General features: G+C 56.2%; 22 protein-coding genes. 18 read left to right on the top strand and 4 right to left on the bottom strand.

The features are described from left to right. Nucleotide 1 precedes the first annotated feature (1 nt). From rsmH to lpxC, 15 genes are all read left to right on the top strand, one after another. Nucleotides 2-943: a 16S rRNA (cytosine(1402)-N(4))-methyltransferase RsmH gene (gene rsmH, locus ACKWMY_RS07350; RefSeq protein ID WP_024527176.1), complete on the top strand. Its 942-nt coding sequence runs from the start codon at nt 2-4 to the stop codon at nt 941-943. Then, nucleotides 940-1,260 (top strand): cell division protein FtsL, encoded by a 321-nt coding sequence (gene ftsL, locus ACKWMY_RS07345; RefSeq protein ID WP_021179318.1) that lies wholly within the window; start codon nt 940-942, stop codon nt 1,258-1,260. The genes rsmH and ftsL overlap by 4 nt, the downstream gene beginning before the upstream one ends. A gap of 42 nt (nt 1,261-1,302) precedes the next feature. Continuing rightward, nucleotides 1,303-3,069, top strand: coding sequence for a peptidoglycan glycosyltransferase FtsI (locus ACKWMY_RS07340; protein ID WP_024527175.1), 1,767 nt, complete (start codon nt 1,303-1,305; stop codon nt 3,067-3,069). Then, nucleotides 3,056-4,543, top strand: coding sequence for a UDP-N-acetylmuramoyl-L-alanyl-D-glutamate--2,6-diaminopimelate ligase (gene murE, locus ACKWMY_RS07335; protein ID WP_074028483.1), 1,488 nt, complete (start codon nt 3,056-3,058; stop codon nt 4,541-4,543). The genes ACKWMY_RS07340 and murE overlap by 14 nt, the downstream gene beginning before the upstream one ends. Further along, a complete protein-coding gene (murF, locus tag ACKWMY_RS07330; RefSeq protein ID WP_074028484.1) occupies nt 4,540-5,901 on the top strand; it encodes a UDP-N-acetylmuramoyl-tripeptide--D-alanyl-D-alanine ligase in 1,362 nt (453 codons plus the stop codon). The genes murE and murF overlap by 4 nt, the downstream gene beginning before the upstream one ends. Further along, on the top strand, nt 5,895-6,977 hold the full coding sequence (gene mraY, locus ACKWMY_RS07325; protein ID WP_024527172.1) for a phospho-N-acetylmuramoyl-pentapeptide-transferase: 1,083 nt from the start codon (nt 5,895-5,897) through the stop codon (nt 6,975-6,977). Before murF ends, mraY begins: the two co-directional genes overlap by 7 nt. Nucleotides 6,978-6,979: 2 nt before the next feature. Beyond that, nucleotides 6,980-8,299, top strand: coding sequence for a UDP-N-acetylmuramoyl-L-alanine--D-glutamate ligase (gene murD, locus ACKWMY_RS07320; protein WP_074028485.1), 1,320 nt, complete (start codon nt 6,980-6,982; stop codon nt 8,297-8,299). Continuing rightward, nucleotides 8,296-9,498: a cell division protein FtsW gene (ftsW, locus tag ACKWMY_RS07315; RefSeq protein ID WP_024527170.1), complete on the top strand. Its 1,203-nt coding sequence runs from the start codon at nt 8,296-8,298 to the stop codon at nt 9,496-9,498. The genes murD and ftsW overlap by 4 nt, the downstream gene beginning before the upstream one ends. A 3-nt stretch (nt 9,499-9,501) precedes the next feature. Then, nucleotides 9,502-10,566, top strand: coding sequence for an undecaprenyldiphospho-muramoylpentapeptide beta-N-acetylglucosaminyltransferase (gene murG, locus ACKWMY_RS07310; RefSeq protein WP_074028486.1), 1,065 nt, complete (start codon nt 9,502-9,504; stop codon nt 10,564-10,566). 54 nt (nt 10,567-10,620) lie between these two features. Next, nucleotides 10,621-12,096: a UDP-N-acetylmuramate--L-alanine ligase gene (gene murC / locus ACKWMY_RS07305; protein ID WP_024527168.1), complete on the top strand. Its 1,476-nt coding sequence runs from the start codon at nt 10,621-10,623 to the stop codon at nt 12,094-12,096. Next, complete coding sequence (locus ACKWMY_RS07300; protein ID WP_309046851.1) at nt 12,089-13,009, top strand: D-alanine--D-alanine ligase; 921 nt, start codon at nt 12,089-12,091, stop codon at nt 13,007-13,009. The genes murC and ACKWMY_RS07300 overlap by 8 nt, the downstream gene beginning before the upstream one ends. Nucleotide 13,010: 1 nt before the next feature. Beyond that, nucleotides 13,011-13,865 (top strand): cell division protein FtsQ, encoded by an 855-nt coding sequence (gene ftsQ, locus ACKWMY_RS07295; RefSeq protein ID WP_024527167.1) that lies wholly within the window; start codon nt 13,011-13,013, stop codon nt 13,863-13,865. Next, nucleotides 13,862-15,118: a cell division protein FtsA gene (ftsA, locus tag ACKWMY_RS07290; protein ID WP_024527166.1), complete on the top strand. Its 1,257-nt coding sequence runs from the start codon at nt 13,862-13,864 to the stop codon at nt 15,116-15,118. Before ftsQ ends, ftsA begins: the two co-directional genes overlap by 4 nt. Nucleotides 15,119-15,192: 74 nt before the next feature. Then, on the top strand, nt 15,193-16,347 hold the full coding sequence (gene ftsZ, locus ACKWMY_RS07285) for a cell division protein FtsZ (RefSeq protein ID WP_024483522.1): 1,155 nt from the start codon (nt 15,193-15,195) through the stop codon (nt 16,345-16,347). A 103-nt stretch (nt 16,348-16,450) separates the two neighbouring features. Next, a complete protein-coding gene (lpxC, locus tag ACKWMY_RS07280; RefSeq protein ID WP_021179330.1) occupies nt 16,451-17,368 on the top strand; it encodes a UDP-3-O-acyl-N-acetylglucosamine deacetylase in 918 nt (305 codons plus the stop codon). 16 nt (nt 17,369-17,384) lie between these two features. On the opposite strand, the gene ACKWMY_RS07275 is transcribed toward lpxC, so the two are convergent. Continuing rightward, a complete protein-coding gene (locus ACKWMY_RS07275) occupies nt 17,385-17,912 on the bottom strand; it encodes a DUF721 domain-containing protein (protein ID WP_024527165.1) in 528 nt (175 codons plus the stop codon). Between the two features lie 26 nt (nt 17,913-17,938). Here ACKWMY_RS07275 and secM point away from each other — a divergent pair, with 26 nt between their 5' ends. From secM to mutT, 3 genes are all read left to right on the top strand, one after another. Next, on the top strand, nt 17,939-18,472 hold the full coding sequence (gene secM, locus ACKWMY_RS07270; RefSeq protein WP_024483520.1) for a secA translation cis-regulator SecM: 534 nt from the start codon (nt 17,939-17,941) through the stop codon (nt 18,470-18,472). A gap of 89 nt (nt 18,473-18,561) precedes the next feature. Then, nucleotides 18,562-21,273 (top strand): preprotein translocase subunit SecA, encoded by a 2,712-nt coding sequence (gene secA / locus ACKWMY_RS07265; protein WP_024527164.1) that lies wholly within the window; start codon nt 18,562-18,564, stop codon nt 21,271-21,273. A gap of 79 nt (nt 21,274-21,352) precedes the next feature. Then, nucleotides 21,353-21,754, top strand: coding sequence for an 8-oxo-dGTP diphosphatase MutT (mutT, locus tag ACKWMY_RS07260; protein WP_024527163.1), 402 nt, complete (start codon nt 21,353-21,355; stop codon nt 21,752-21,754). Between the two features lie 40 nt (nt 21,755-21,794). Here the strand turns inward: mutT and yacG are convergent, their stop codons facing one another. From yacG to coaE, 3 genes are all read right to left on the bottom strand, one after another. After that, entirely contained in the window at nt 21,795-21,986 is a 192-nt protein-coding gene (gene yacG, locus ACKWMY_RS07255) for a DNA gyrase inhibitor YacG (RefSeq protein ID WP_024527162.1), read from the bottom strand. Between the two features lie 163 nt (nt 21,987-22,149). Next, nucleotides 22,150-22,902, bottom strand: a complete 753-nt coding sequence (gene zapD, locus ACKWMY_RS07250) for a cell division protein ZapD (protein WP_409486118.1) — start codon at nt 22,900-22,902, stop codon at nt 22,150-22,152. Then, nucleotides 22,899-23,522, bottom strand: a complete 624-nt coding sequence (gene coaE, locus ACKWMY_RS07245) for a dephospho-CoA kinase (protein WP_024527160.1) — start codon at nt 23,520-23,522, stop codon at nt 22,899-22,901. The genes zapD and coaE overlap by 4 nt, the downstream gene beginning before the upstream one ends. Nucleotides 23,523-23,744 lie beyond the last annotated feature (222 nt).

Here is a 23,744-nt window from a genome sequence, read left to right as displayed (position 1 = left end):
CATGCTGGAAAATTATAAACATACGACCGTACTGTTGGATGAGGCCGTGAAGGGGCTCAATATTCGCAGTAACGGCATCTACATCGACGGTACTTTTGGTCGCGGTGGTCATTCTCGTCTGATCTTGTCCCAACTGGGGCCGGAAGGGCGCTTATTGGCTATCGATCGCGATCCGCAGGCAATTGCCGCAGCTCAATCTATTGCAGACCCACGTTTTACTATCATCCACGGCCCGTTTTCTGATTTGGCTGACTATGTGCAGCAACGGGAACTGGTAGGCAAGATCGACGGCGTGTTGCTCGACTTAGGTGTCTCTTCCCCGCAGCTGGATGACGCAGAACGCGGATTTTCCTTTATGCGTGACGGCCCGCTGGATATGCGTATGGATCCATCAAGCGGCCAATCTGCCGCCGAATGGTTGATGAAAGCGGAAGCCGACGATATTGCCTGGGTGCTGAAAACCTTCGGTGAAGAACGCTTCGCCAAACGCATCGCCCGCGCCATTGTGGAAAGAAACCAAGTAGAACCGATGACCCGCACCAAGGAACTGGCCGAGCTGATCGCCCATGCCAGCCCGTTCCGTGATAAGCATAAACACCCGGCAACCCGCAGTTTCCAGGCGATCCGTATCTACATCAACAGCGAGCTGGAAGAGATCGAACGCGCGCTGGACGGTGCATTAGCCGTGTTGGCACCAGAGGGCCGCCTGTCGATCATCAGCTTCCATTCGTTGGAAGACCGTATCGTCAAAAGCTTTATGCGCCACCACAGCCGTGGTGCCCAGGTTCCGGCAGGAATTCCGCTAACCGAAGCGCAGTTGCGTGAAATGGGTGGCCGCACGCTGAAAGCCTTGGGCAAAATGAAGCCTGGTGATGTTGAAGTGGCGGAAAATCCACGAGCGCGCAGTTCGGTGCTGCGTATTGCCGAGAGGATGCCTGCGTGATTGGTAATGAGCGCCACGGTTTAGTTGGCGTCATTGGTGGCGATCTGCTGCGTAACGCCAAGATCCCGCTGATTTTGATGATTGCCGCGCTGGTTTCCGCCGTGTTTGTGGTGACCACCGCGCACCGTACCCGCCTGCTGACCGCCGAGCGCGAACAGCTGGTGCTGGAGAGGGATGCGCTGGATATCGAATGGCGCAACCTGATCCTGGAAGAGAATGCCCTTGGCGATCACAGCCGCGTAGAGCGTATCGCCACCGAAAAACTGCAGATGCAACACGTTGATCCATCGCAGGAAATTATCATTGTCAAGCCATGAGTGGTTTAGCCGAAGTCACGATACGGAGCAAATAGCTAACGCATGAAAGCAGTACGTCCCGGTAAGAAGTTGAAACGCCAGGAAGATCAGGCCAGCTTTGTCAGCTGGCGTTTTGCGTTGCTGTGCGGCTGTATTCTGTTGGCGCTGGTTGGGCTGATGCTGCGTGTGGCTTATTTGCAGGTGATCAATCCAGATCGGTTGGTGAAAGAAGGCGACATGCGCTCGCTGCGTGTGCAGGCGGTGCCCACCGCGCGCGGCATGATTAGCGACCGCTCTGGCCGCCCGCTGGCGGTGAGCGTACCGGTGAACGCCGTGTGGGCCGATCCGAAAGAGTTGAACGAACGCGGGGGTATTACGCTGGATTCGCGCTGGAAAGCGCTGTCCGACGCGTTGCAAATTCCGCTCGATCAGCTCTCCAATCGTATTAATGCCAATCCGAAGGGGCGCTTTGTCTATCTGGCCCGGCAGGTTAACCCGGCGATTGGTGATTACATCCACAAGCTGAAATTGCCTGGCATCTACCTGCGCCAGGAATCGCGCCGCTACTACCCGTCTGGCCAGGTTACTTCTCATATCATCGGCGTGACCAACATTGACGGCGAAGGGATCGAAGGGGTCGAAAAGAGCTTTGATCGTTGGCTCACCGGTCAACCGGGCGAAAGAACCGTACGTAAAGACCGCTATGGCCGAGTGATCGAGGACATCTCCTCGGTAGACAGTCAGGCGGCGCACAATCTGGCACTGAGCATCGATGAACGCCTGCAGGCGCTGGTTTACCGTGAACTGAATAACGCAGTTGCCTTCAACAAGGCGGAGTCTGGTACCGCAGTGCTGGTGGACGTGAACACCGGAGAAGTGCTGGCGATGGCCAACAGCCCATCGTACAACCCGAACAATATGGCCGATACGCCGAAAGATACCATGCGTAACCGTGCCATCACCGATATTTTTGAACCTGGTTCTACCGTGAAGCCGATGGTGGTAATGACGGCGTTGCAGCGCGGCGTAGTGAAAGAAAATAGCGTGCTCAACACCATTCCTTACCGTATTAACGGCCATGAAATCAAAGACGTGGCGCGTTATTCGGAACTGACCATGACCGGGATCTTGCAGAAGTCGAGTAACGTCGGTGTTTCAAAGCTGGCGTTAGCGATGCCGTCCTCAGCGTTAGTAGATACTTACTCACGTTTTGGGCTGGGAAAAGCGACCAATTTGGGGTTGGTCGGAGAAAGCAGTGGCTTATACCCAAAAAAACAACGGTGGTCTGACATAGAGAGGGCCACCTTCTCTTTCGGCTATGGGCTAATGGTAACCCCGTTACAGTTAGCGCGAGTCTATGCCACGATTGGCAGCCTGGGCGTTTATCGTCCACTGTCGATCACCAGGGTTGACCCTCCGGTTGCCGGTGAACGCGTCTTCCCTGAGGCTACCGTGCGTACGGTAGTGCACATGATGGAAAGCGTCGCCTTGCCGGGCGGTGGTGGGGTGAAAGCCGCCATCAAGGGTTATCGTATCGCCATTAAAACCGGTACGGCCAAAAAGGTCGGCCCGGATGGTAAATACGTCAACCGATATATCGCTTATACCGCGGGGGTGGCGCCAGCAAGCCAGCCTCGTTTTGCTCTGGTGGTGGTCATCAACGATCCACAGGGTGGGAAATACTACGGTGGTGCGATTTCTGCGCCGGTGTTTGGTGCCATCATGGGGGGCGTGCTGCGGATCATGAACATTCAGCCAGATGCGCTGCCTACCGGTGACAAAAGCGAATTAGTGATTAATAACAAAGAGGGTTCAGGTGGCCGATCGTAATTTGCGCGATTTACTCGCTCCGTGGGTGCCAACGGCACCCGAGCGCGCGCTGCGGGAAATGATATTAGACAGCCGTATTGCGGCTGCCGGGGATCTGTTTGTCGCCGTAGTTGGCCATCAAACGGATGGACGCCGCTATATTCCGCAAGCAATCGCCCAAGGGGTTGCCGCCGTTATCGCTGAAGCGGAAGGCGAAGCTGAAGACGGTAAAATTTGCGAAATGCACGGTGTGCCGGTGATTTACCTGAGCCAACTTGGCCAGCGTCTGTCGGCGTTAGCCGGGCGTTTCTATCATCAGCCTGCCGAGCGTCTGCGCCTGATTGGCGTGACGGGGACCAACGGTAAAACCACCACCACACAACTGTTAGCCCAGTGGAGCCAATTGTTGGGCGAAACGGCCGCAGTAATGGGCACCGTGGGCAACGGTTTGTTAGACCAGGTTTGCCCAACGGAAAATACCACCGGATCTGCCGTCGACGTGCAGCACGTGCTTAACGATCTGGCGCAGCAAGGGGCTACCTTTGCCGCGATGGAAGTCTCCTCTCACGGTCTGGTGCAACATCGCGTGGCGGCTTTACCCTTTGCCGCAGCCGTATTCACCAACCTGAGCCGCGATCATCTGGATTACCACGGTGACATGGCCAGCTACGAAGCGGCCAAATGGTCACTGTTTGCCAGCCACGACGTTGGGCAGGCGATCATCAATGCCGACGATGAAGTCGGGCAGCGTTGGCTGGCCAAATTGCCAGACGCGGTCGCCGTCACCATGCATGACAATTTGCAGCCTGGCTGTCACGGCCGCTGGCTGAAAACCACTGCGGTGGACTATCACGATAACGGTGCCACCATCCACTTCAGCTCAAGCTGGGGCAACGGTGAGATCGAAAGCCGCCTGATGGGAGCATTCAACGTCAGTAACCTGATCATGGCTTTGGCGACGCTGCTGTCACTCGGTTATCCGTTTGAGACGTTGGTAAACACGGCCAATCAGCTACAGCCGGTCTGTGGTCGGATGGAAGTCTTCAATGCGCCAGGCAAGCCGACGGTGGTGGTGGATTATGCCCACACCCCGGATGCTCTGGAAAAAGCGCTGGAAGCCGCTCGCCTGCATTGCCAAGGGCAACTGTGGTGCGTGTTTGGCTGTGGTGGCGATCGTGATAGAGGTAAGCGCCCACTTATGGGTGGCATTGCCGAGCAGTTTGCCGACCGGGTGGTGGTAACGGATGACAATCCGCGCACCGAAGAACCGCAGGCCATCATCAAGGATATTCTGGCCGGGCTGCTGGATGCCGGGCATGTGCAGGTGATCCACGGGCGCGCCGAAGCCGTGACCAGCGCCATCATGCAGGCTAAAGAGCTGGATGTGGTACTGGTGGCGGGTAAAGGCCATGAGGATTACCAACTGGTGGGTAACCGTCGTCTGGATTACTCCGATCGCACCACCGTCGCACGTTTGCTGGGGGTGTTGGCATGATCCCGGTCTCGCTTCAGACGCTGGCGGCGGTATTGGATGCCGAGCTGATCGGCACCGACTGCATCATTACCGAAGTGACGAGGGATACTCGTCAGGTCACTGCGGGTTGCCTGTTTGTGGCCCTGAAAGGGGAGCGTTTCGATGCTCACGACTTTGCCGCCGATGCTGTCGCCGCTGGCGCAGGCGCTTTGCTGGTAAGTAAGCGCTTATTGGTGGAGGCCCCACAGCTGGTGGTGAAAGATACCAGTCTGGCACTGGGGCAGTTTGCGGCCTGGGTACGTCAGCAGGTGTCAGCCAAAGTGGTGGCGCTGACCGGTTCATCGGGCAAGACCTCGGTGAAAGAGATGACCGCGGCCATTTTACGTGAATGTGGCGAAGTGCTGCATACCGCCGGGAATTACAATAACGAGATCGGTGTGCCGCTAACGCTGCTGCGTTTAGAACCGCAGCATGATTTTGCGGTGATCGAACTGGGTGCCAACCATATCGGTGAGATTGCCTATACCACCGCCTTGGCGCAACCGCAGAGCGCGCTGGTGAATAATCTGGCTGCTGCCCATCTGGAAGGTTTTGGCTCACTGGCAGGCGTTGCGCAAGCCAAGGGCGAAATCTTTGCCGGTTTGCCGGCGGATGGCGTGGCGATCCTCAACGCCGATAGCAACGACTGGCCGCACTGGCAGGCGCAGTTACAGGGCAAGACAGTCTGGCGTTTTTCCCCCCAGGCTGCGCAAGCAGTAGATTTCTTTGCCAGCGATATCCAGGTTAAAGGGAGCGTAACTCACTTCACCCTGCACAGCCCGTTCGGCACGGTGGCAATCGAGTTGCCATTGCCAGGCCGCCATAACGTGGCCAATGCGTTGGCGGCTGCAGCACTGGCGATGTCGGTTGGCGCAACGCTGGCTGCTGTGAGTGCTGGCTTGCAACAGCTTCAGGCGGTGCCTGGGCGTTTGTTCCCGATCGCCTTGGCGCAAGGCAAGCTGTTGCTTGATGACAGCTATAACGCCAACGTCGGCTCTATGACGGCAGCAGCGCAGGTGCTGGCAGAAATGCCGGGTTATCGCGTGATGGTCGTTGGTGATATGGCCGAGTTGGGCGCAGAGGCCGAAGAGTGTCATCGTCAGGTGGGTGAAGCTGCCCGTCTGGCCGGTATTGATAAAGTCATCAGCGTGGGTGGGCTGAGCCAGGTATTGAGCTCCGCCTCCGGTAACGGTGAACATTATCAGGATAAAACAGCAGTGACCGCGCGCGTAGCGGAACTACTCTCAGCACATGCGGTAATTACCGTGTTAATCAAAGGTTCACGTAGTGCCGCAATGGAGCAGGTAGTACGCGCGTTACAGGAGAAAGCACCATGTTAGTTTGGCTGGCCGAGCATTTGGTCAAATATTACTCAGGCTTCAACGTCTTTTCCTACCTGACGTTCCGGGCCATTGTCAGCCTGCTGACCGCGCTGTTCCTTTCCCTGTGGATGGGGCCGAAGGTGATCAAACGCCTGCAGGAAATGTCCTTTGGTCAGGTAGTGCGTAACGACGGGCCAGAATCGCACTTTAGCAAGCGCGGCACGCCGACTATGGGCGGCATCATGATCCTGACCTCCATCACTATTTCTGTGCTGATGTGGGCCTATCCGTCCAACCCTTACGTGTGGTGCGTGCTGTTCGTGCTGGTGGGTTATGGCATCGTCGGCTTTGTTGATGATTATCGCAAAGTGGTGCGCAAAGATACTCGGGGGCTGATTGCCCGCTGGAAATATTTCTGGCAATCCGTGATTGCCCTGATTGTGGCCTTTGCCATGTATGCCGTAGGAAAAGACACGCCAGCCACCGAGCTGGTTGTGCCGTTCTTTAAGGACATCATGCCGCAGCTGGGCCTGCTGTATGTGCTGTTGGCGTACTTCGTGATTGTCGGCACCAGCAACGCGGTCAACCTGACCGATGGGCTGGATGGCCTGGCGATCATGCCAACCGTGTTCGTGGCGGCGGGCTTTGCGCTGGTGGCCTGGGCGACCGGTAACATGAACTTCGCCAACTACCTGCACATTCCGTATCTGCGTCATGCCGGTGAGTTGGTCATCGTCTGTACCGCGATCGTCGGAGCCGGTTTAGGCTTCTTGTGGTTTAACACCTATCCGGCTCAGGTGTTTATGGGTGACGTGGGTTCACTGGCACTGGGCGGCGCGTTGGGCACCATCGCCGTGCTGCTGCGCCAAGAGTTCTTGTTGGTGATTATGGGCGGCGTGTTCGTGGTTGAAACGTTGTCGGTGATCCTGCAGGTGGGATCGTTCAAGCTGCGCGGGCAACGTATTTTCCGCATGGCGCCGATCCACCATCACTATGAATTGAAAGGCTGGCCAGAACCACGGGTGATCGTGCGCTTCTGGATTATTTCGCTGATGCTGGTGCTGATTGGCCTGGCAACGCTGAAGGTGCGCTGATTATGGTGGATTATCAGGGTAGAAAAGTGGTCATCATCGGGTTGGGCCTCACCGGCCTGTCCTGCGTTGATTTCTTTACGACCCGTGGCGTGACGCCGCGGGTTATGGATACCCGTATTTCGCCACCGGGCCTGGATCAACTGCCCGATAGCGTTGAACGTCATCTGGGCTCCCTGAATCAGGAATGGTTGCTGTCTGCGGATTTGATTGTGGCTAGCCCTGGCATGGCATTAGCGACTCCGGCTTTGAGCGCTGCTGCCGATGCCGGGGTTGAGATCGTCGGTGACGTTGAGCTGTTCTGCCGTGAAGCCCAGGCACCAATCGTGGCGATCACCGGCTCCAACGGCAAGAGCACCGTCACCACGCTGGTGGGCGAAATGGCCAAGGCAGCCGGTTGGGGCGTGGGCGTTGGGGGCAATATCGGCCTGCCAGCGCTGAGTCTGCTACGCCAGGAGTGCCAACTGTACGTGCTGGAGCTGTCGAGCTTCCAATTGGAAACCACTTACAGCCTGCATGCCGCAGCGGCCACCATTTTGAATGTGACCGAAGATCATATGGATCGCTATCCATTTGGCCTGCAGCAATACCGTGCCGCCAAGTTACGCGTCTATGAAAATGCCGAAGTCTGCGTAGTGAATGCGGACGACGCGCTGACCATGCCGGTACGCGGTGCCGATGAGCGCTGTGTCAGCTTTGGTGCCGACGTGGGGGACTACCATCTCAACCGCCAGCAGGGTGAAATCTGGCTGCGGGTGAATGGTGAGAAAGTCCTCAATACCAGTGAGATGAAGCTCACCGGTCGCCATAACTTTACCAATGCGTTGGCGGCCCTGGCTCTGGCCGATGCCGTCAAGCTACCGCGTGCGTCCAGCCTGAAAGCGCTGACGACCTTTACCGGCCTGGAGCACCGTTTCCAACTGGTGTGGGAACACAATGGCGTGCGCTGGATTAATGATTCCAAAGCCACCAACGTCGGCAGCACCGAGGCGGCGCTGAACGGCCTGCAGGTTAAGGGTACGCTACATCTGCTGTTGGGCGGTGATGGCAAGTCTGCGGACTTCTCGCCGCTGGCGCGCTATCTGCAAGGTGACAACGTGCGTTTGTACTGTTTTGGCCGCGATGGCGCACAGCTGGCACAGCTGCGCCCAGAGGTCGCCACGCAAACAGAAACGATGGAGCAGGCGATGCAAGCCATTGCTCGCCAGGTGACATCTGGCGATATGGTGCTGTTGTCACCGGCCTGCGCCAGCCTGGATCAGTTCCGTAATTTTGAAGTGCGTGGCAACGAGTTTGCACGTCTGGCACAGGAGCTAGGCGGATGAGACTACGGGTGCCGACGTTTGGCCTGACCAACAAGCTGAAAGACTGGGTGATGGGATCGCGTGAAAGCGATACGAGCAGCATGGTGCTGTATGACCGTACCCTGCTGTGGCTGACCTTCGGTCTGGCGATTGTTGGTTTTGTGATGGTGACGTCGGCCTCAATGCCTATCGGCCAGCGCCTGGCAGAGGATCCGTTCCTGTTTGCCAAGCGTGATGCGCTTTACCTTGGCCTGGCGTTCGGCCTGTCGCTGGTGACGCTGCGTATCCCGATGGCCATTTGGCAGCGCTATAGCAACGTGATGCTGCTGTTATCGATAGTCTTGTTGCTGGTGGTGCTGGTGGTTGGCAGCTCGGTAAACGGGGCTTCGCGCTGGATTTCACTGGGCCCGTTGCGTATTCAGCCCGCTGAGTTATCCAAACTGTCGCTGTTTTGCTACCTGGCGAGCTATCTGGTGCGCAAGGTGGAGGAAGTCCGCAGCAACTTCTGGGGCTTCTGTAAGCCAATGGGCGTGATGGTGGTGTTGGCGGTGCTGCTGCTGGCCCAGCCGGATTTGGGGACGGTGGTGGTGCTGTTCATCACCACGCTGGCGATGTTGTTCCTGGCCGGGGCGAAGATGTGGCAGTTCCTGGCGATCATCGGTTCAGGGGTGTTTGCCGTAGTGCTGCTGATCATTGCGGAACCTTACCGTATGCGCCGTGTGACTTCGTTCTGGAACCCGTGGGCCGATCCGTTTGGCAGTGGCTACCAGCTAACCCAGTCGCTGATGGCGTTTGGCCGCGGCGAGTTCTGGGGACAAGGGCTGGGCAACTCGGTACAGAAACTCGAGTATTTACCCGAGGCGCATACCGACTTTATCTTCTCCATTTTGGGCGAAGAACTGGGCTATATCGGTGTGGTTTTGGCCCTGTTAATGGTATTCTTCGTCGCTTTTCGCGCCATGTCGATCGGCCGCAGGGCGTTGGAGATAGACCAGCGATTTTCTGGCTTTCTGGCGTGTTCGATCGGTGTCTGGTTCAGTTTCCAGGCGTTGGTGAACGTCGGTGCGGCAGCGGGAATGTTGCCAACCAAAGGCTTGACCTTGCCACTGATAAGCTACGGTGGTTCAAGTCTGTTAATTATGTCGACGGCGATCGTGCTGTTGCTGCGAATTGATTATGAAACGCGCCTGACCAAAGCGCAGGCGTTTGTGAAGAGGTAGCGGATGAGCGGTAAAGCTAAGCGTTTAATGGTGATGGCAGGCGGTACCGGTGGACACGTGTTTCCGGGGCTGGCGGTCGCGCATCATCTGATGGCGCAGGGCTGGCAGGTTCGCTGGCTCGGCACTGCAGACCGTATGGAAGCCGATCTGGTGCCAAAGCACGGGATCGAGATTGATTTTATCCGCATCTCCGGGTTGCGTGGCAAAGGGCTCAAAGCACAGTTGACCGCACCGGTGCGTATCTGGCAGGCGGTGCGTCAGGCTAAAGCGATTATGCGCAGTTATCAGCCGGACGTGGTGCTGGGGATGGGCGGTTACGTTTCTGGCCCTGGTGGCTTAGCTGCCTGGCAGTGTGGTATCCCGGTGGTGTTGCATGAGCAGAACGGCATTGCGGGCCTGACCAACCGCTGGCTCTCAAGGATCGCCAAGAAAGTGTTACAGGCGTTCCCTGGTGCGTTCCCGAATGCGGATGTTGTGGGCAACCCGGTGCGTACCGATGTGTTGGCGCTACCGCTGCCTGCCGAGCGACTGAACGGGCGTGAAGGGCCAATCCGCGTGCTGATTATCGGCGGTAGCCAAGGTGCGCGCGTGCTGAATCAGACAGTTCCTGAAGTCGCCGCGCTGCTGGGCGATAAAATAGTTCTCTGGCATCAGGTAGGTAAGGGTGCATTGCCAACGGTACTGCAAGACTACGAGAGGGTAGGGCAGACCGGGTACAAGGTGACCGAGTTTATTGATGATATGGCAGAGGCTTATGCCTGGGCTGATGTGGTGGTGTGTCGCTCTGGTGCGCTGACCGTCAGCGAGGTGGCGGCAGCGGGATTACCGGCCATTTTTGTGCCGTTCCAGCACAAAGATCGTCAGCAATACTGGAACGCACGTCCTCTGGAAGAGGCCGGTGCGGCCAAAATTATTGAACAACCGCAGTTTACTGCCGATGTCGTGGCGGAACTGCTGGCAAGCTGGGATCGCCCAACGCTGTTGAAGATGGCCGAAAAGGCCCGCGCGGTGGCGATCCCGGATGCAACAGAACGCGTGGCGGCAGAAATTATTCGTGCAGCCCTGTAAGGCCGTAGGGGTTACCCCTGTTGAGCTAAATCGAACCTGATAGATAGAGAAGTGATGAATACACAACAATTGGCGAAACTACGTACTTTCGTGCCTGAGATGCGACGCGTCCGGCACATCCACTTTGTTGGCATCGGTGGTGCCGGCATGGGTGGTATCGCCGAGGTGTTGGCCAACGAAGGTTATCAGATCAGCGGTTCCGACCTGGCGCCGAACCCGGTCACCCAGCAGTTGAGCGAGCTTGGGGCAACGATTTACTTCCATCACCGCCCGGAAAACGTGCTGGATGCCAGCGTGGTGGTGGTGTCGACCGCCATCCCGGCAGACAACCCGGAGATCGTCGCAGCCCGCGAGGCGCGCATTCCGGTGATCCAGCGAGCAGAAATGCTGGCCGAGCTGATGCGTTATCGCCATGGCATTGCCATCGCCGGTACGCACGGCAAAACCACTACCACGGCGATGGTGTCCAGCATTTACGCTGAAGCCGGTCTTGACCCAACGTTTGTTAACGGTGGGCTGGTGAAGGCGGCGGGTACCCACGCACGTTTGGGCTCTAGCCGTTACCTGATTGCGGAAGCGGATGAGAGCGACGCGTCGTTCCTGCATTTGCAACCGATGGTGGCGATTGTCACCAACATCGAAGCTGACCATATGGACACCTACCATGGCGACTTCGAGAATTTGAAGCAGACGTTTATCACCTTCCTGCATAACCTGCCGTTTTATGGTCGTGCGGTAATGTGCATTGACGATCCGGTCGTGCGTGAGTTGTTGCCGCGCGTGGGTCGCCATATCACCACCTACGGCTTTAGCGAGGATGCGGATGTGCGCATCGAGAGCTACAGCCAGATCGGGCCGCAGGGGCACTTTACCCTGAGCCGTCAGGATAAGCCGTTGATGACGGTGACCCTGAATGCGCCGGGCCGCCATAACGCCTTGAACGCGGCGGCGGCGGTTGCCGTGGCAACGGAAGAAGGCATTGCCGACGAAGCCATTCTGCGTGCGCTGGCCGGTTTCCAAGGGACGGGGCGTCGCTTCGATTTCCTGGGAGAATTCCCACTGGCGGCGGTGAACGAAAAACAGGGTAGTGCCATGTTGGTGGACGATTATGGTCACCACCCAACGGAAGTGGATGCCACCATCAAGGCCGCGCGTGCCGGCTGGCCAACCAAGCGGGTGGTGATGATCTTCCAGCCGCACCGCTATACCCGTACTCGCGATCTGTATGACGATTTCGCCAACGTGTTGTCGCAGGTTGACGTATTGCTGATGTTGGATGTCTATCCGGCGGGTGAAGCTCCAATCCCTGGCGCTGATAGCCGAAGCCTGTGCCGCACTATTCGCAATCGCGGCAAACTGGATCCGATTCTGGTGTCCGATGCGGATACCGTGCCAACGCTGTTGGCGCAGCTGTTGCAAGGGGATGACCTGGTGCTGGTGCAAGGGGCCGGTAATGTCGGTAAAATCGCGCGCCGACTGGCTGAACTAAAACTGCAACCACAGATCAAAGAGGAGGATCATCATGGCTGATAAAGTCGCCGTATTGCTGGGTGGTACCTCCGCAGAACGTGAAGTTTCACTGCAATCTGGCGCGGCCGTGCTGGCCGGGTTGCGAGAAGCGGGCATTGATGCACATGGCATCGACACTCGTGACTTCCCTGTCACCGAGTTGAAAGCGCAGGGGTTCACCAAAGTGTTCATCGCGCTGCACGGGCGTGGTGGTGAAGATGGTACATTGCAAGGCCTGCTGGAGTTTTTGCAGTTGCCTTATACCGGCAGCGGCGTGATGGCCTCGGCGCTGACCATGGATAAATGGCGCAGCAAAATGGTGTGGCAGTCGATGGGGTTGCCAGTGGCGCCTTACGTGGCGCTGAGCCGCCGCCAGTATCTGGGCGACGATCGGCAAAGCCAACTGGCTGCCATTGAAGCTCTGGGATTACCGTTGATTGTAAAGCCAAGCCGTGAAGGTTCCAGCGTTGGCATGAGCAAAGTGACCGAACGCGCAGCCCTGGAAGGGGCGTTGGAAGAAGCTTTCCGTCATGATGAGGATGTGCTGATAGAGAAATGGCTCAGCGGTCCGGAATACACCGTGGCGATCCTGGGTGACAAGGTGCTGCCTTCCATCCGTATTCAGCCTGCTGGCGTGTTTTACGATTACCAGGCCAAATATATTTCCGACGATACGCAGTATTTTTGCCCGAGTGGCCTGGATGCACAGCAGGAAGCCGCTATGGCTGCGCTGGCACTGCGGGCTTACCGGGGCCTGGATTGTAGTGGCTGGGGGCGTGTTGATGTCATGCAAGACAGCGATGGCAGCTTCTATCTGCTGGAGGCGAACACCTCGCCGGGCATGACCAGCCACAGTCTGGTCCCGATGGCGGCCCGGCAGTCTGGATTAACTTTCTCGCAGCTGGTTGCGGGAATTCTGGCGTTGGCTGACTGAGATGTCGCAAGCGGCTCTGAATGCACGCGATCGCGAGGCGGATAACGGCCCACGCCGTAGCAATGGCACCCAGCTGGCAGGGATGATTTTCCTGCTGATGGTGTTAGGCACTATCCTGTGGTGCGGCTGGGTAGTGGTGGGTTGGATGCAAGATGCCAGCCGTCTGCCGCTCTCAAGGCTGGTGTTGACCGGTGAGCGTCATTTCACCACTAACGACGATGTTCGCCAGGCGATCTTGGCTTTGGGAGCACCGGGCACCTTTATGACGCAGGATGTGGACATCATCCAGCAGCAGATCGAACGTCTGCCGTGGATCAAACAGGCCAGCGTACGTAAACAGTGGCCGGATGAGCTGAAAATCCACCTGGTGGAGTATGTCCCGGTGGCGCATTGGAATGATTTGCACATGGTTGATGCCGAGGGCAAGTCGTTCAGCATTCCGGCGCAGCGTTTGGGCAATCAGAAATTACCCTTGCTCTATGGTCCGGAAGGCAGCGAACAGGATGTTCTGGAAGGTTACCGCGCGATGAACGGCGTGCTGGCAGCCAACAAGTATCAGCTTAAGATGGCGTCCATGACAGCCCGGCATTCGTGGCAGTTGGCTTTGGATAACGATGTTCGGCTGGAACTGGGACGTGACGATCGCATGGGTCGTTTGCAACGTTTCATCGGGCTTTATCCGGTGCTGTTGCAGCAGGCGCAGGCGGAAAACAAGCGCGTCAGCTATGTCGATTTACGCTATGACTCCGGTGCCTCAGTCGGCTGGGCTCCGGCGTTTATCGACCCGCAGGCAGCCGCAGGCGATCGGCCAAACAGTAATCAGCAACAGAATCAGGCACAGGCAAAACAACAATGATCAAGTCGACGGACAGAAAACTGGTAGTTGGACTGGAGATCGGTACCGCAAAAGTCTCCGCATTGGTGGGGGAAGTTTTGCCCGATGGCATGGTCAACATTATCGGGGTGGGTAGTTGCCCGTCTCGCGGTATGGATAAGGGTGGCGTTAACGATCTGGAATCGGTAGTCAAGTGCGTACAGCGCGCTATCGATCAGGCCGAACTGATGGCGGATTGTCAGATTTCTTCGGTTTACCTGGCCTTGTCGGGTAAGCATATCAGCTGTCAGAACGAGATCGGGATGGTGCCGATCTCCGAAGAGGAAGTGACGCAGGAAGACGTGGAAAACGTGGTGCATACCGCCAAGTCGGTACGTGTGCGTGACGAACACCGCATCCTGCACGTCATTCCTCAGGAATACGCCATCGACTATCAGGAAGGCATCAAAAACCCGGTTGGTTTATCCGGCGTGCGTATGCAGGCCAAGGTGCACCTGATCACCTGCCATAACGATATGGCCAAGAACATTGTCAAAGCAGTGGAACGTTGTGGTCTGAAAGTGGACCAACTGATTTTCGCCGGTCTGGCCGCCAGTTATGCGGTGCTGACCGAAGATGAGCGCGAGCTCGGCGTCTGTGTGGTAGATATCGGCGGAGGCACCATGGATATGGCGGTGTATACCGGCGGTGCTCTGCGCCACACCAAAGTGATCCCTTACGCCGGGAACGTGGTCACCAGCGATATCGCCTACGCCTTCGGCACGCCGCCGACCGACGCGGAAGCGATTAAAGTTCGACACGGTTGTGCATTAGGGGCGATTGTTAGCAAGGATGAAAGTGTAGAGGTACCAAGCGTGGGGGGAAGGCCTCCTCGGAGTCTGCAAAGACAGACATTGGCTGAAGTGATTGAACCACGCTATACCGAACTGTTGAATCTGGTTAACGATGAAATATTGCAATTGCAGGAGCAACTGCGTCAGCAAGGGGTGAAGCATCATCTGGCAGCGGGTATTGTGCTGACCGGCGGTGCCGCCCAGATTGATGGCCTGGCAGCCTGTGCGCAACGGGTATTTCATACCCAGGTACGCATCGGCCAACCCTTGAACATCACGGGGCTGACGGATTACGCGCAAGAGCCTTACTATTCTACAGCGGTCGGGCTACTGCACTATGGAAAAGAGTCTCACCTGAGCGGTGAGGCAGAAGTAGAAAAACGCGCCTCGGTGGGCAATTGGTTTAAACGCATCAATAGCTGGCTGAGAAAAGAGTTTTAATGTTTAGACAAAGAGATCATGCTGAGTAATCTTTTTATGATCTCGCAGCGACAGGCACAAAACGGAGAGAAACTATGTTTGAACCAATGGAACTAACCAATGACGCGGTGATTAAAGTCATCGGCGTCGGCGGTGGCGGTGGCAACGCCGTTGAACACATGGTGCGCGAGCGCATCGAAGGTGTTGAATTCTTCGCCGTTAATACAGACGCTCAGGCGCTGCGTAAAACGGCAGTTGGCCAAACCATCCAGATTGGTAGCGGTATTACCAAAGGTCTGGGTGCAGGCGCGAACCCGGAAGTGGGTCGTAATTCAGCGGAAGAAGACCGTGAAGCCCTGCGCGCCGCTCTGGAAGGTGCAGACATGGTCTTCATCGCGGCCGGCATGGGTGGCGGTACCGGTACCGGTGCTGCGCCAGTGGTGGCAGAAGTCGCAAAAGATCTGGGTATTCTGACCGTGGCCGTAGTGACCAAGCCTTTCAACTTTGAAGGCAAGAAGCGCATGGCATTCGCGGAGCAGGGTATCGCCGAGCTGTCCAAGCACGTGGACTCACTGATCACCATCCCGAACGACAAGTTGCTGAAAGTTCTGGGCCGTGGCATTTCTCTGCTGGACGCGTTCGGCGCGGCCAACGACGTGCTGAAAGGCGCGGTGCAGGGTATTGCCGAACTGATCACCCGTCCAGGCCTGATGAACGTCGACTTTGCTGACGTGCGCACCGTGATGTCCGAAATGGGCTACGCGATGATGGGTTCTGGCGTTGCCTGTGGCGAAGACCGTGCCGAAGAAGCGGCAGAAATGGCGATCTCCAGCCCACTGCTGGAAGATATCGACCTGTCCGGCGCCCGTGGCGTGCTGGTCAACATCACCGCTGGCTTCGACCTGCGTCTGGATGAGTTCGAAACCGTGGGTAACACCATTCGTGCTTTCGCTTCCGACAATGCGACCGTGGTAATCGGTACCTCGCTGGATCCGGAAATGAACGACGAACTGCGCGTGACCGTAGTTGCGACCGGTATCGGTATGGACAAACGTCCTGAAATCACTCTGGTAACCAATAAACAGGCCAGCCAGCCAGTGATGGATCACCGCTACCAGCAGCATGGTATGTCACCGCTGCAGCAGGAAGTGAAACCTGCCGCCAAGGTGGTGAACGACCAGAGCGCGCAACCAAACAAAGAGCCTGATTATCTTGATATCCCGGCCTTCCTGCGTAAGCAGGCAGACTAGGAATAAGCTGATAATTTGGAATCTCCGCTCTTTGTGCTAAACTGTCCCGCCGGCCTTGCTGTATGCTGGGCTGGTTGGATTGATAACATTGCGAGATAAAACGATGATCAAACAAAGGACATTAAAACGTATTGTTCAGGCGACTGGTGTCGGTTTACATACCGGCAAGAAAGTCACGCTGACAATGCGCCCAGCGTCGGCTAATACCGGGGTCATCTATCGTCGCACTGACTTGAATCCACCGGTTGATTTCCCGGCTGATGCCAAATCCGTGCGTGATACCATGCTCTGTACTTGCCTGGTGAATGAGTCAGACGTGCGTATTTCCACCGTTGAGCATCTTAATGCTGCGTTGGCGGGCTTGGGTATCGACAACATCATTATTGAAGTTGACGCTGCCGAAATCCCGATCATGGACGGTAGTGCCAGCCCGTTTGTCTATCTGTTGCTGGATGCCGGCATCGAAGAGCTGAACTCGGCGAAGAAATTCCTGCGTCTGAAAGACACCGTACGCGTTGAAGATGGCGACAAGTGGGCAGAGCTGTCCCCGCATAACGGGTTCCGCCTGGACTTCACCATCGACTTCAACCACCCGGCGATTGATGCCAGTACCCAACGTTATCGTCTGGATTTCTCAGCCGATTCGTTCGTACGCCAAATCAGCCGTGCGCGTACCTTCGGTTTCATGCGTGATATCGAATATCTGCAGTCCCGTGGCCTGGCCCTGGGCGGCAGCTTCGATTGCGCGATTGTGGTGGATGACTATCGTGTCCTCAACGAAGACGGCCTGCGCTTCGAAGACGAATTCGTACGCCACAAAATGCTGGATGCCATCGGCGATCTGTTCATGTGCGGCCATAACATCATTGGCGCGTTCACCGCGTACAAATCAGGCCATGCGCTGAACAACAAACTGCTGCAAGCCGTGCTGGCGAAGCAGGAAGCTTGGGAATTCGTGACATTCCAGGATGAAGCCGAAATGCCGTTGGCATTCAAGGCTCCGTCAACCGTACTGGCCTAAGCTGCCAAGACGTTAATTACTTATCACGACCGGTCGCGTTGGCTCTCTCTCCTGCCAACGCGGCCAGTCGTTCTAATATCTTGCGTAATTTTTCTGGGCTCTGCGCCGCCAATCCCCGTAATGCATCTGCACTTTCCAAGCTCAAATGACGCATCGGCACCTCCGCTTGCTGGCCATTTTCCGTAGTTTTGCCGAGGTTTTGTACCTGGCTGCTGCCTTTTGCCATCAACGAAGGATTAATCCTGATGTCGATTGATGACAAAGATGGTAGAATTTGCGCTCGTAGTGCGGATAGCAGACTGGGTTGTTCATAGCGTAAGCGCATCATCCAACTGGCGTTAGCGGTTTCCAGCACTAAAATACCCTGTCTGAAGTTGGCGACACGGCACCAAGGGTGCAACTGAGCGGGCAATAACCCCTTCACGGCACGATTGAGTTTCAGTAGCGCGGTAGCGCGTTGCTGAACGTTATGCAGCGGTCCTTTCTCTGTTGCAGACGCGTCGTCAAACAGGATATCTAATAATTGTGGACGGCTATCGCGCATAATGGGCTCCGGCGGATAATAAACACGTGATCGGTATTCTAAATCGTTGGCGACAATTTGGCAGACGTTATTTCTGGCCTCATCTCCTGTTGGGGATGGTAGCGGCTACGCTTGGCGTACCGCAAAATCTGTCCGGCACCGTCGATCAAAGCGCATTACCGAGCACCTCGTCCAGTCTTAACCGGCAAAATTCCGTCAGTCACGCCTTTAACAGCCTGGCGTTACTGCAAGAAGTGCATCGTCGCCCAACGTTTAACGTTGATTACTGGCACCAGCATGCGCTTCGAACCGTCATCCGTCACCTCTCTTTTGCTCTGGCACCTCAGGCTGTCTATGCCCGGGTGCAGGAAGCGGAGACCGTTGCGGTTGAACCCCCATTACAGGTGGCTCAGCTTGCCCTGCTCTCCACGCTCAATGCGCTACTGACGCACGAGCCAAAACCACCGACCATCATTCGTGATACCCATCACCCTATCGTTCCTTCTTTGGCGCAGCATCAGGCCGGGCTATGGCTCGCTCAGGTGCAAGGTATTCGCGCCGGGCCTGCAGCCCTCGGCTAATCTTTGCCCTCAGGGCAGCAAAAAAACAAACAACACAACAGCTTGTTGACGGCCATTATGGTGTCGTCGCGTAAGAGATATAAAGAATCATGTTAATCAAACTATTGACCAAAGTTTTTGGTAGCAGCAACGATCGTACCCTGCGCCGCATGCGCAAAGCGGTTGAGATGATCAACCGTATGGAACCAGACATGGAAAAACTGTCTGATAGCGAACTGCAGGCCAAGACCGATGAGTTCCGCGCGCGTCTGAAAAAGGGCGAAGTGCTGGAAAGCCTGATCCCGGAAGCCTTCGCCGTAGTGCGTGAGGCCAGTAAGCGAGTTTTCGGCATGCGTCACTTCGACGTGCAGCTGCTGGGCGGGATGGTGCTCAACGACCGCTGTATCGCCGAGATGCGTACCGGTGAAGGTAAAACCCTGACTGCAACCCTGCCTGCCTATCTGAACGCCCTGAGCGGCCGTGGCGTGCACGTGGTTACCGTCAACGACTACCTGGCACAGCGTGACGCCGAAAACAACCGTCCGCTGTTCGAGTTCCTGGGGTTGAGCGTGGGTATCAACCTGCCTGGCATGCCTGCTCCGGCCAAGCGTGAAGCCTATGCCGCAGATATTACTTACGGGACCAACAACGAATACGGCTTTGACTACCTGCGTGACAACATGGCGTTCAGCCCGGAAGAGCGCGTACAGCGTAAGCTGCACTATGCGCTGGTGGATGAGGTTGACTCCATCCTGATCGACGAAGCGCGTACGCCGCTGATCATCTCCGGCCCGGCCGAAGACAGCTCAGAAATGTATAAGCGCGTTAACAAGCTTATCCCACAGTTGATCCGTCAGGAAAAAGAAGACTCCGACACCTTCCAGGGTGAAGGGCACTTCTCGGTCGATGAAAAAGCGCGCCAGGTTCACCTGACCGAACGCGGCCTGATCATGATCGAAGAGATGCTGATGGAAGCGGGCATCATGGATGAAGGCGAATCGCTGTATTCACCAACCAACATCATGCTGATGCACCACGTCACCGCTGCGCTGCGTGCCCACGTGCTGTTCACCCGCGACGTTGACTATATTGTAAAAGACGGTGAAGTCATTATCGTTGACGAACACACCGGCCGTACCATGCAGGGCCGCCGCTGGTCCGATGGTCTGCACCAGGCGGTAGAGGCCAAAGAAGGCGTAGAGATCCAGAACGAAAACCAGACGCTGGCTTCGATCACTTTCCAGAACTACTTCCGTCTCTACGAGAAACTGGCCGGGATGACCGGTACGGCGGACACCGAAGCCTTCGAATTCAGCTCCATCTACAAGCTCGATACCATCGTGGTGCCGACCAACCGCCCAATGATCCGTAAAGATATGCCGGATCTGGTCTACATGACCGAGAAAGAGAAGATCGCGGCGATCATCGAAGATATCCGTGAGCGTACCGCCAACGGCCAGCCGGTGCTGGTGGGGACCATCTCGATCGAGAAATCGGAAGTGGTTTCCCGTGAGCTGACCAAGGCAGGGATCGAACACAAGGTTCTGAACGCCAAATTCCACGCCATGGAAGCGGATATTGTGGCCAATGCGGGTCAGACTGCCGCAGTAACCATCGCCACCAACATGGCCGGTCGTGGTACCGATATCGTATTGGGCGGCAGTTGGCAGAGTGAAATCTCCCATCTGGAAGAACCGACCGAAGAGCAGATTGCCGAAATCAAAGCAGCCTGGAAAATTCGTCACGACGCCGTACTGGCCGCCGGTGGCTTGCACATTATCGGTACCGAACGTCACGAATCACGCCGTATCGACAACCAGCTGCGTGGCCGTTCCGGCCGTCAGGGTGATGCCGGTTCTTCCCGCTTCTACCTGTCAATGGAAGATGCGCTGATGCGTATTTTCGCCTCGGATCGTGTTTCTGGCATGATGCGTAAACTGGGTATGAAGGATGGCGAAGCTATCGAGCACCCGTGGGTTACCAAAGCCATTGCCAATGCGCAACGCAAGGTTGAAAGCCGTAACTTCGATATTCGTAAGCAATTGCTGGAATATGATGACGTGGCCAACGACCAGCGTCGTGCGATCTATAGCCAGCGTAACGAATTGCTCGACGTGTCCGACGTGAGCGAAACCATCAACAGCATCCGTGAAGACGTATTCAAAACCACCATCGACAGCTACATTCCGCCGCAGTCGCTGGAAGAGATGTGGGACGTTCAAGGGCTGGAAGAACGCCTGAAAAACGACTTCGATCTGGATATGCCAATCGCCGAGTGGCTGGATAAAGAACCTGAGCTGCACGAAGAAACGCTGCGTGAGCGTATCATGGCGAAGGCGAAGGAAGATTACCTGCGCAAAGAAGAGGTTGTTGGTGCGGAAATGATGCGCAACTTCGAGAAAGGCGTGATGCTGCAGACGCTGGATTCCCTGTGGAAAGAGCACCTGGCGGCGATGGATTACCTGCGTCAGGGTATCCACCTGCGTGGCTATGCGCAAAAAGATCCGAAGCAGGAATACAAGCGTGAGTCCTTCAACATGTTTGCTACCATGCTGGAATCGCTGAAATATGAAGTGATCAGCGTGTTGAGCAAGGTTCAGGTACGCATGCCGGAAGAGGTTGAAGCCCTGGAGCTGCAGCGTCGTGAAGAAGCCGAGCGTCTGGCACGCCAGCAACAGCTGAGCCACCAGGAAGAAAATGCCCTGGCGGTCACCGATCCGAACGCTCCGGCAGTCGCCGAACGCAAAGTAGGGCGTAACGATCCTTGCCCATGCGGTTCCGGTAAGAAATACAAGCAGTGCCACGGCCGCCTGCAAAAATAAGCCGAGTGCAGTGAACAGTTAATGGTAAGGGCTCAGCATGCTGAGCCCTTTTTTTAAGTGGTAACATCTGGAGGATGCGATGAAGCACCTGAACATCGCCGTAGGGATCATCCGTAACCCGCAGCAGGAAATCTTCATCACACGCCGAGCTGCGGATTCGCACATGGCCGGATTTTGGGAATTCCCTGGCGGCAAGATTGAGCAGGGCGAAACGCCAGAGCAGGCATTGGGCCGCGAATTGCTGGAAGAAACCGGGATCCACACCAATCAGGCACGGCTACTGGAGGTGCTGGAGCACCGCTTCACCGATCGGATCGTGACGCTGAATTTCTATCTGGTAGAGGATTGGAAGGGCGAGCCCTATGGTCGTGAAGGCCAGCCGATGCGCTGGGTGAAACAGGCCGACCTGCGTGAGGAAGAATTCCCCGAAGCCAACGTCAGTATCATCAAACTGTTGGTGGCGCAGGCCAGTGCCGCGTAGTGCATTTTAGGCCTGGGCTACCAGGCCTAATAACACCACTTTAAAGATCCTTATCCTCTTCACTCCACTCTTCGCTTTCATTCAGCTCATTATTGCTGGGAATGCGTTTCTCTTCATCGGCCCATTCACCGAGATCGATCAACTGGCAGCGTTTGCAGCAGAACGGGCGATACGGGCTGACTTCACCCCAAACCACGCCTTTGCCACAGGTTGGGCATTTTACTACGGTCATATTCATTCCTTTCTCCCTCATACCCGTCGCCTTTCAAGCTGCAGCGTTGTTACCTGCACTCACTCACCCCAGTCACTTACAAAAGTAAGCTCCTGGGGATGAGTGAGCTTGGTGCCTAGCTGCAACTTGAAATTCTTAGGGTATAAAAGGTTAATTTCATATGCTAGCAACAGGCCAGCTCAAAGGTCAAGCGCTCTGGCACCAGGCCGTTTTCGCTGTCTAACGGCAGGAAACGGATGGCATAGCGCGTCTTGTGGCCGGAAATCTGCGGGTAAAGCTGGTAAGCCAGGTTAATACGCAAGCGTAACAGATCTGCCCCTTCGGCGTTATCCTGGAAGAAGCCGTTGAGGCTGATCTGATTGCGAAACGGCCCGGCCTGGCGCACCAGATCCAACACGATGGTCAGCGCCTGATTCAAGGGGTCGAGGGTTTGCAACCAGTCTGCCACATCGGCATCACGTTCATGCTGCGCTACGTGCATCCACATATGCAGCGTAGGTAAATCAAAGCTGCAACAACCGCCAGGGATGCTCAGACGTTGGCGAACCAGGCTAATCAGCCGGTCTTCACGCAGCGCCTGGCCCATACGCGGGGCAGACATCAGCGCAGAGGCACAGCCTTTCAACTGGCTGCGTAGCTGATTGACCACCGAGATATCGACACCGGGCAATTCTGCCCACTGCATTAGTTTCTGCTGCTGGCGTTCCAGCTCTTTGAGCAGTTCGGTACGTACTTCGCCACGTTCCAATACGTCCAGCAGGTCCGCAACGGTACGGAAAAAGGTCAGGGCGATAGCGGTTTCGCTCAGCGCTCTTTGGCCATGCAGTTGCTGTAATAAAAACTCGATCCGCAGCCAGGTGCGCATTTTTTCATTTAACGGGTGTTCAAAGAGAACGGTCGGGGAAGCGTCACTCATTCGGTGTGATCCTGTCGGGTCGCTGAGGTTGCCAGCTCAAGATAGTGTTGATGCAATGCGGCGACATGGGATTCAATTCCTTGTGCGCTACCGCTATTGTCAATTACGTCATCCGCCACGGCCAGACGTTGTTCGCGCGTGGCCTGTGCAGACAGAATATTCAGCGCCTGCTGACGGCTGATGCCATCGCGGGCCATGGTTCTGGCTAATTGTGTTTCGCTGTCGACATCCACCACTAAAACGCGGTCGGCACGATCCTGCAGGCCGTTTTCTACCAGCAAGGGGACTACCCATAGTACGTAACAACTCTGGGCGTTGGCTAGTTGGCGCTGCGTTTCCCGCTGGATCTGCGGGTGCAGCAACTGGTTTAGCCAGCGTTTTTCGTCGGGATCGCTGAAGATCCTCTGACGCAAAGCCGCACGGTTGAGGGATCCGTCCGCCAGCAACATTTCATTACCAAAATGTGCCGCAATGGCGTCCAATGCCGGGGTTCCAGGCTCAACAACCTGGCGAGCAATGATATCCGCATCCACAATGGCCACGCCAAAACGTGCAAAGGCGTTGGCAACGGTGGACTTGCCGCTGCCGATACCGCCGGTTAATGCCACTAGGTAGGCCATGGTCAAAAGGGATCCTGATATTCACTAAAAATTATAAACGAATCATAAAGCGATCGCGCAGAAGTGCAAGCGGGTGCGTTTGACTTGCCCTGCGGTTGGCGTTTTGAGAGGGATAATTTGAACGGCAGCATCGAGAAAATGAGGCGGCAATCACATTGGGATGTCACAGGTAAATTTGTGGGATTGTACCGTAAATAAAGGCGAAATCGCAGTCTTGCCGAG

Source organism: Serratia sp. J2 (assembly GCF_046269175.1).
GTDB classification, from domain to species: Bacteria; Pseudomonadota; Gammaproteobacteria; order Enterobacterales; family Enterobacteriaceae; genus Chania; species Chania fonticola_C.
Note: the sequence above shows the minus strand (reverse complement) of the source record. Positions and strands in the feature narration are given on the sequence as shown.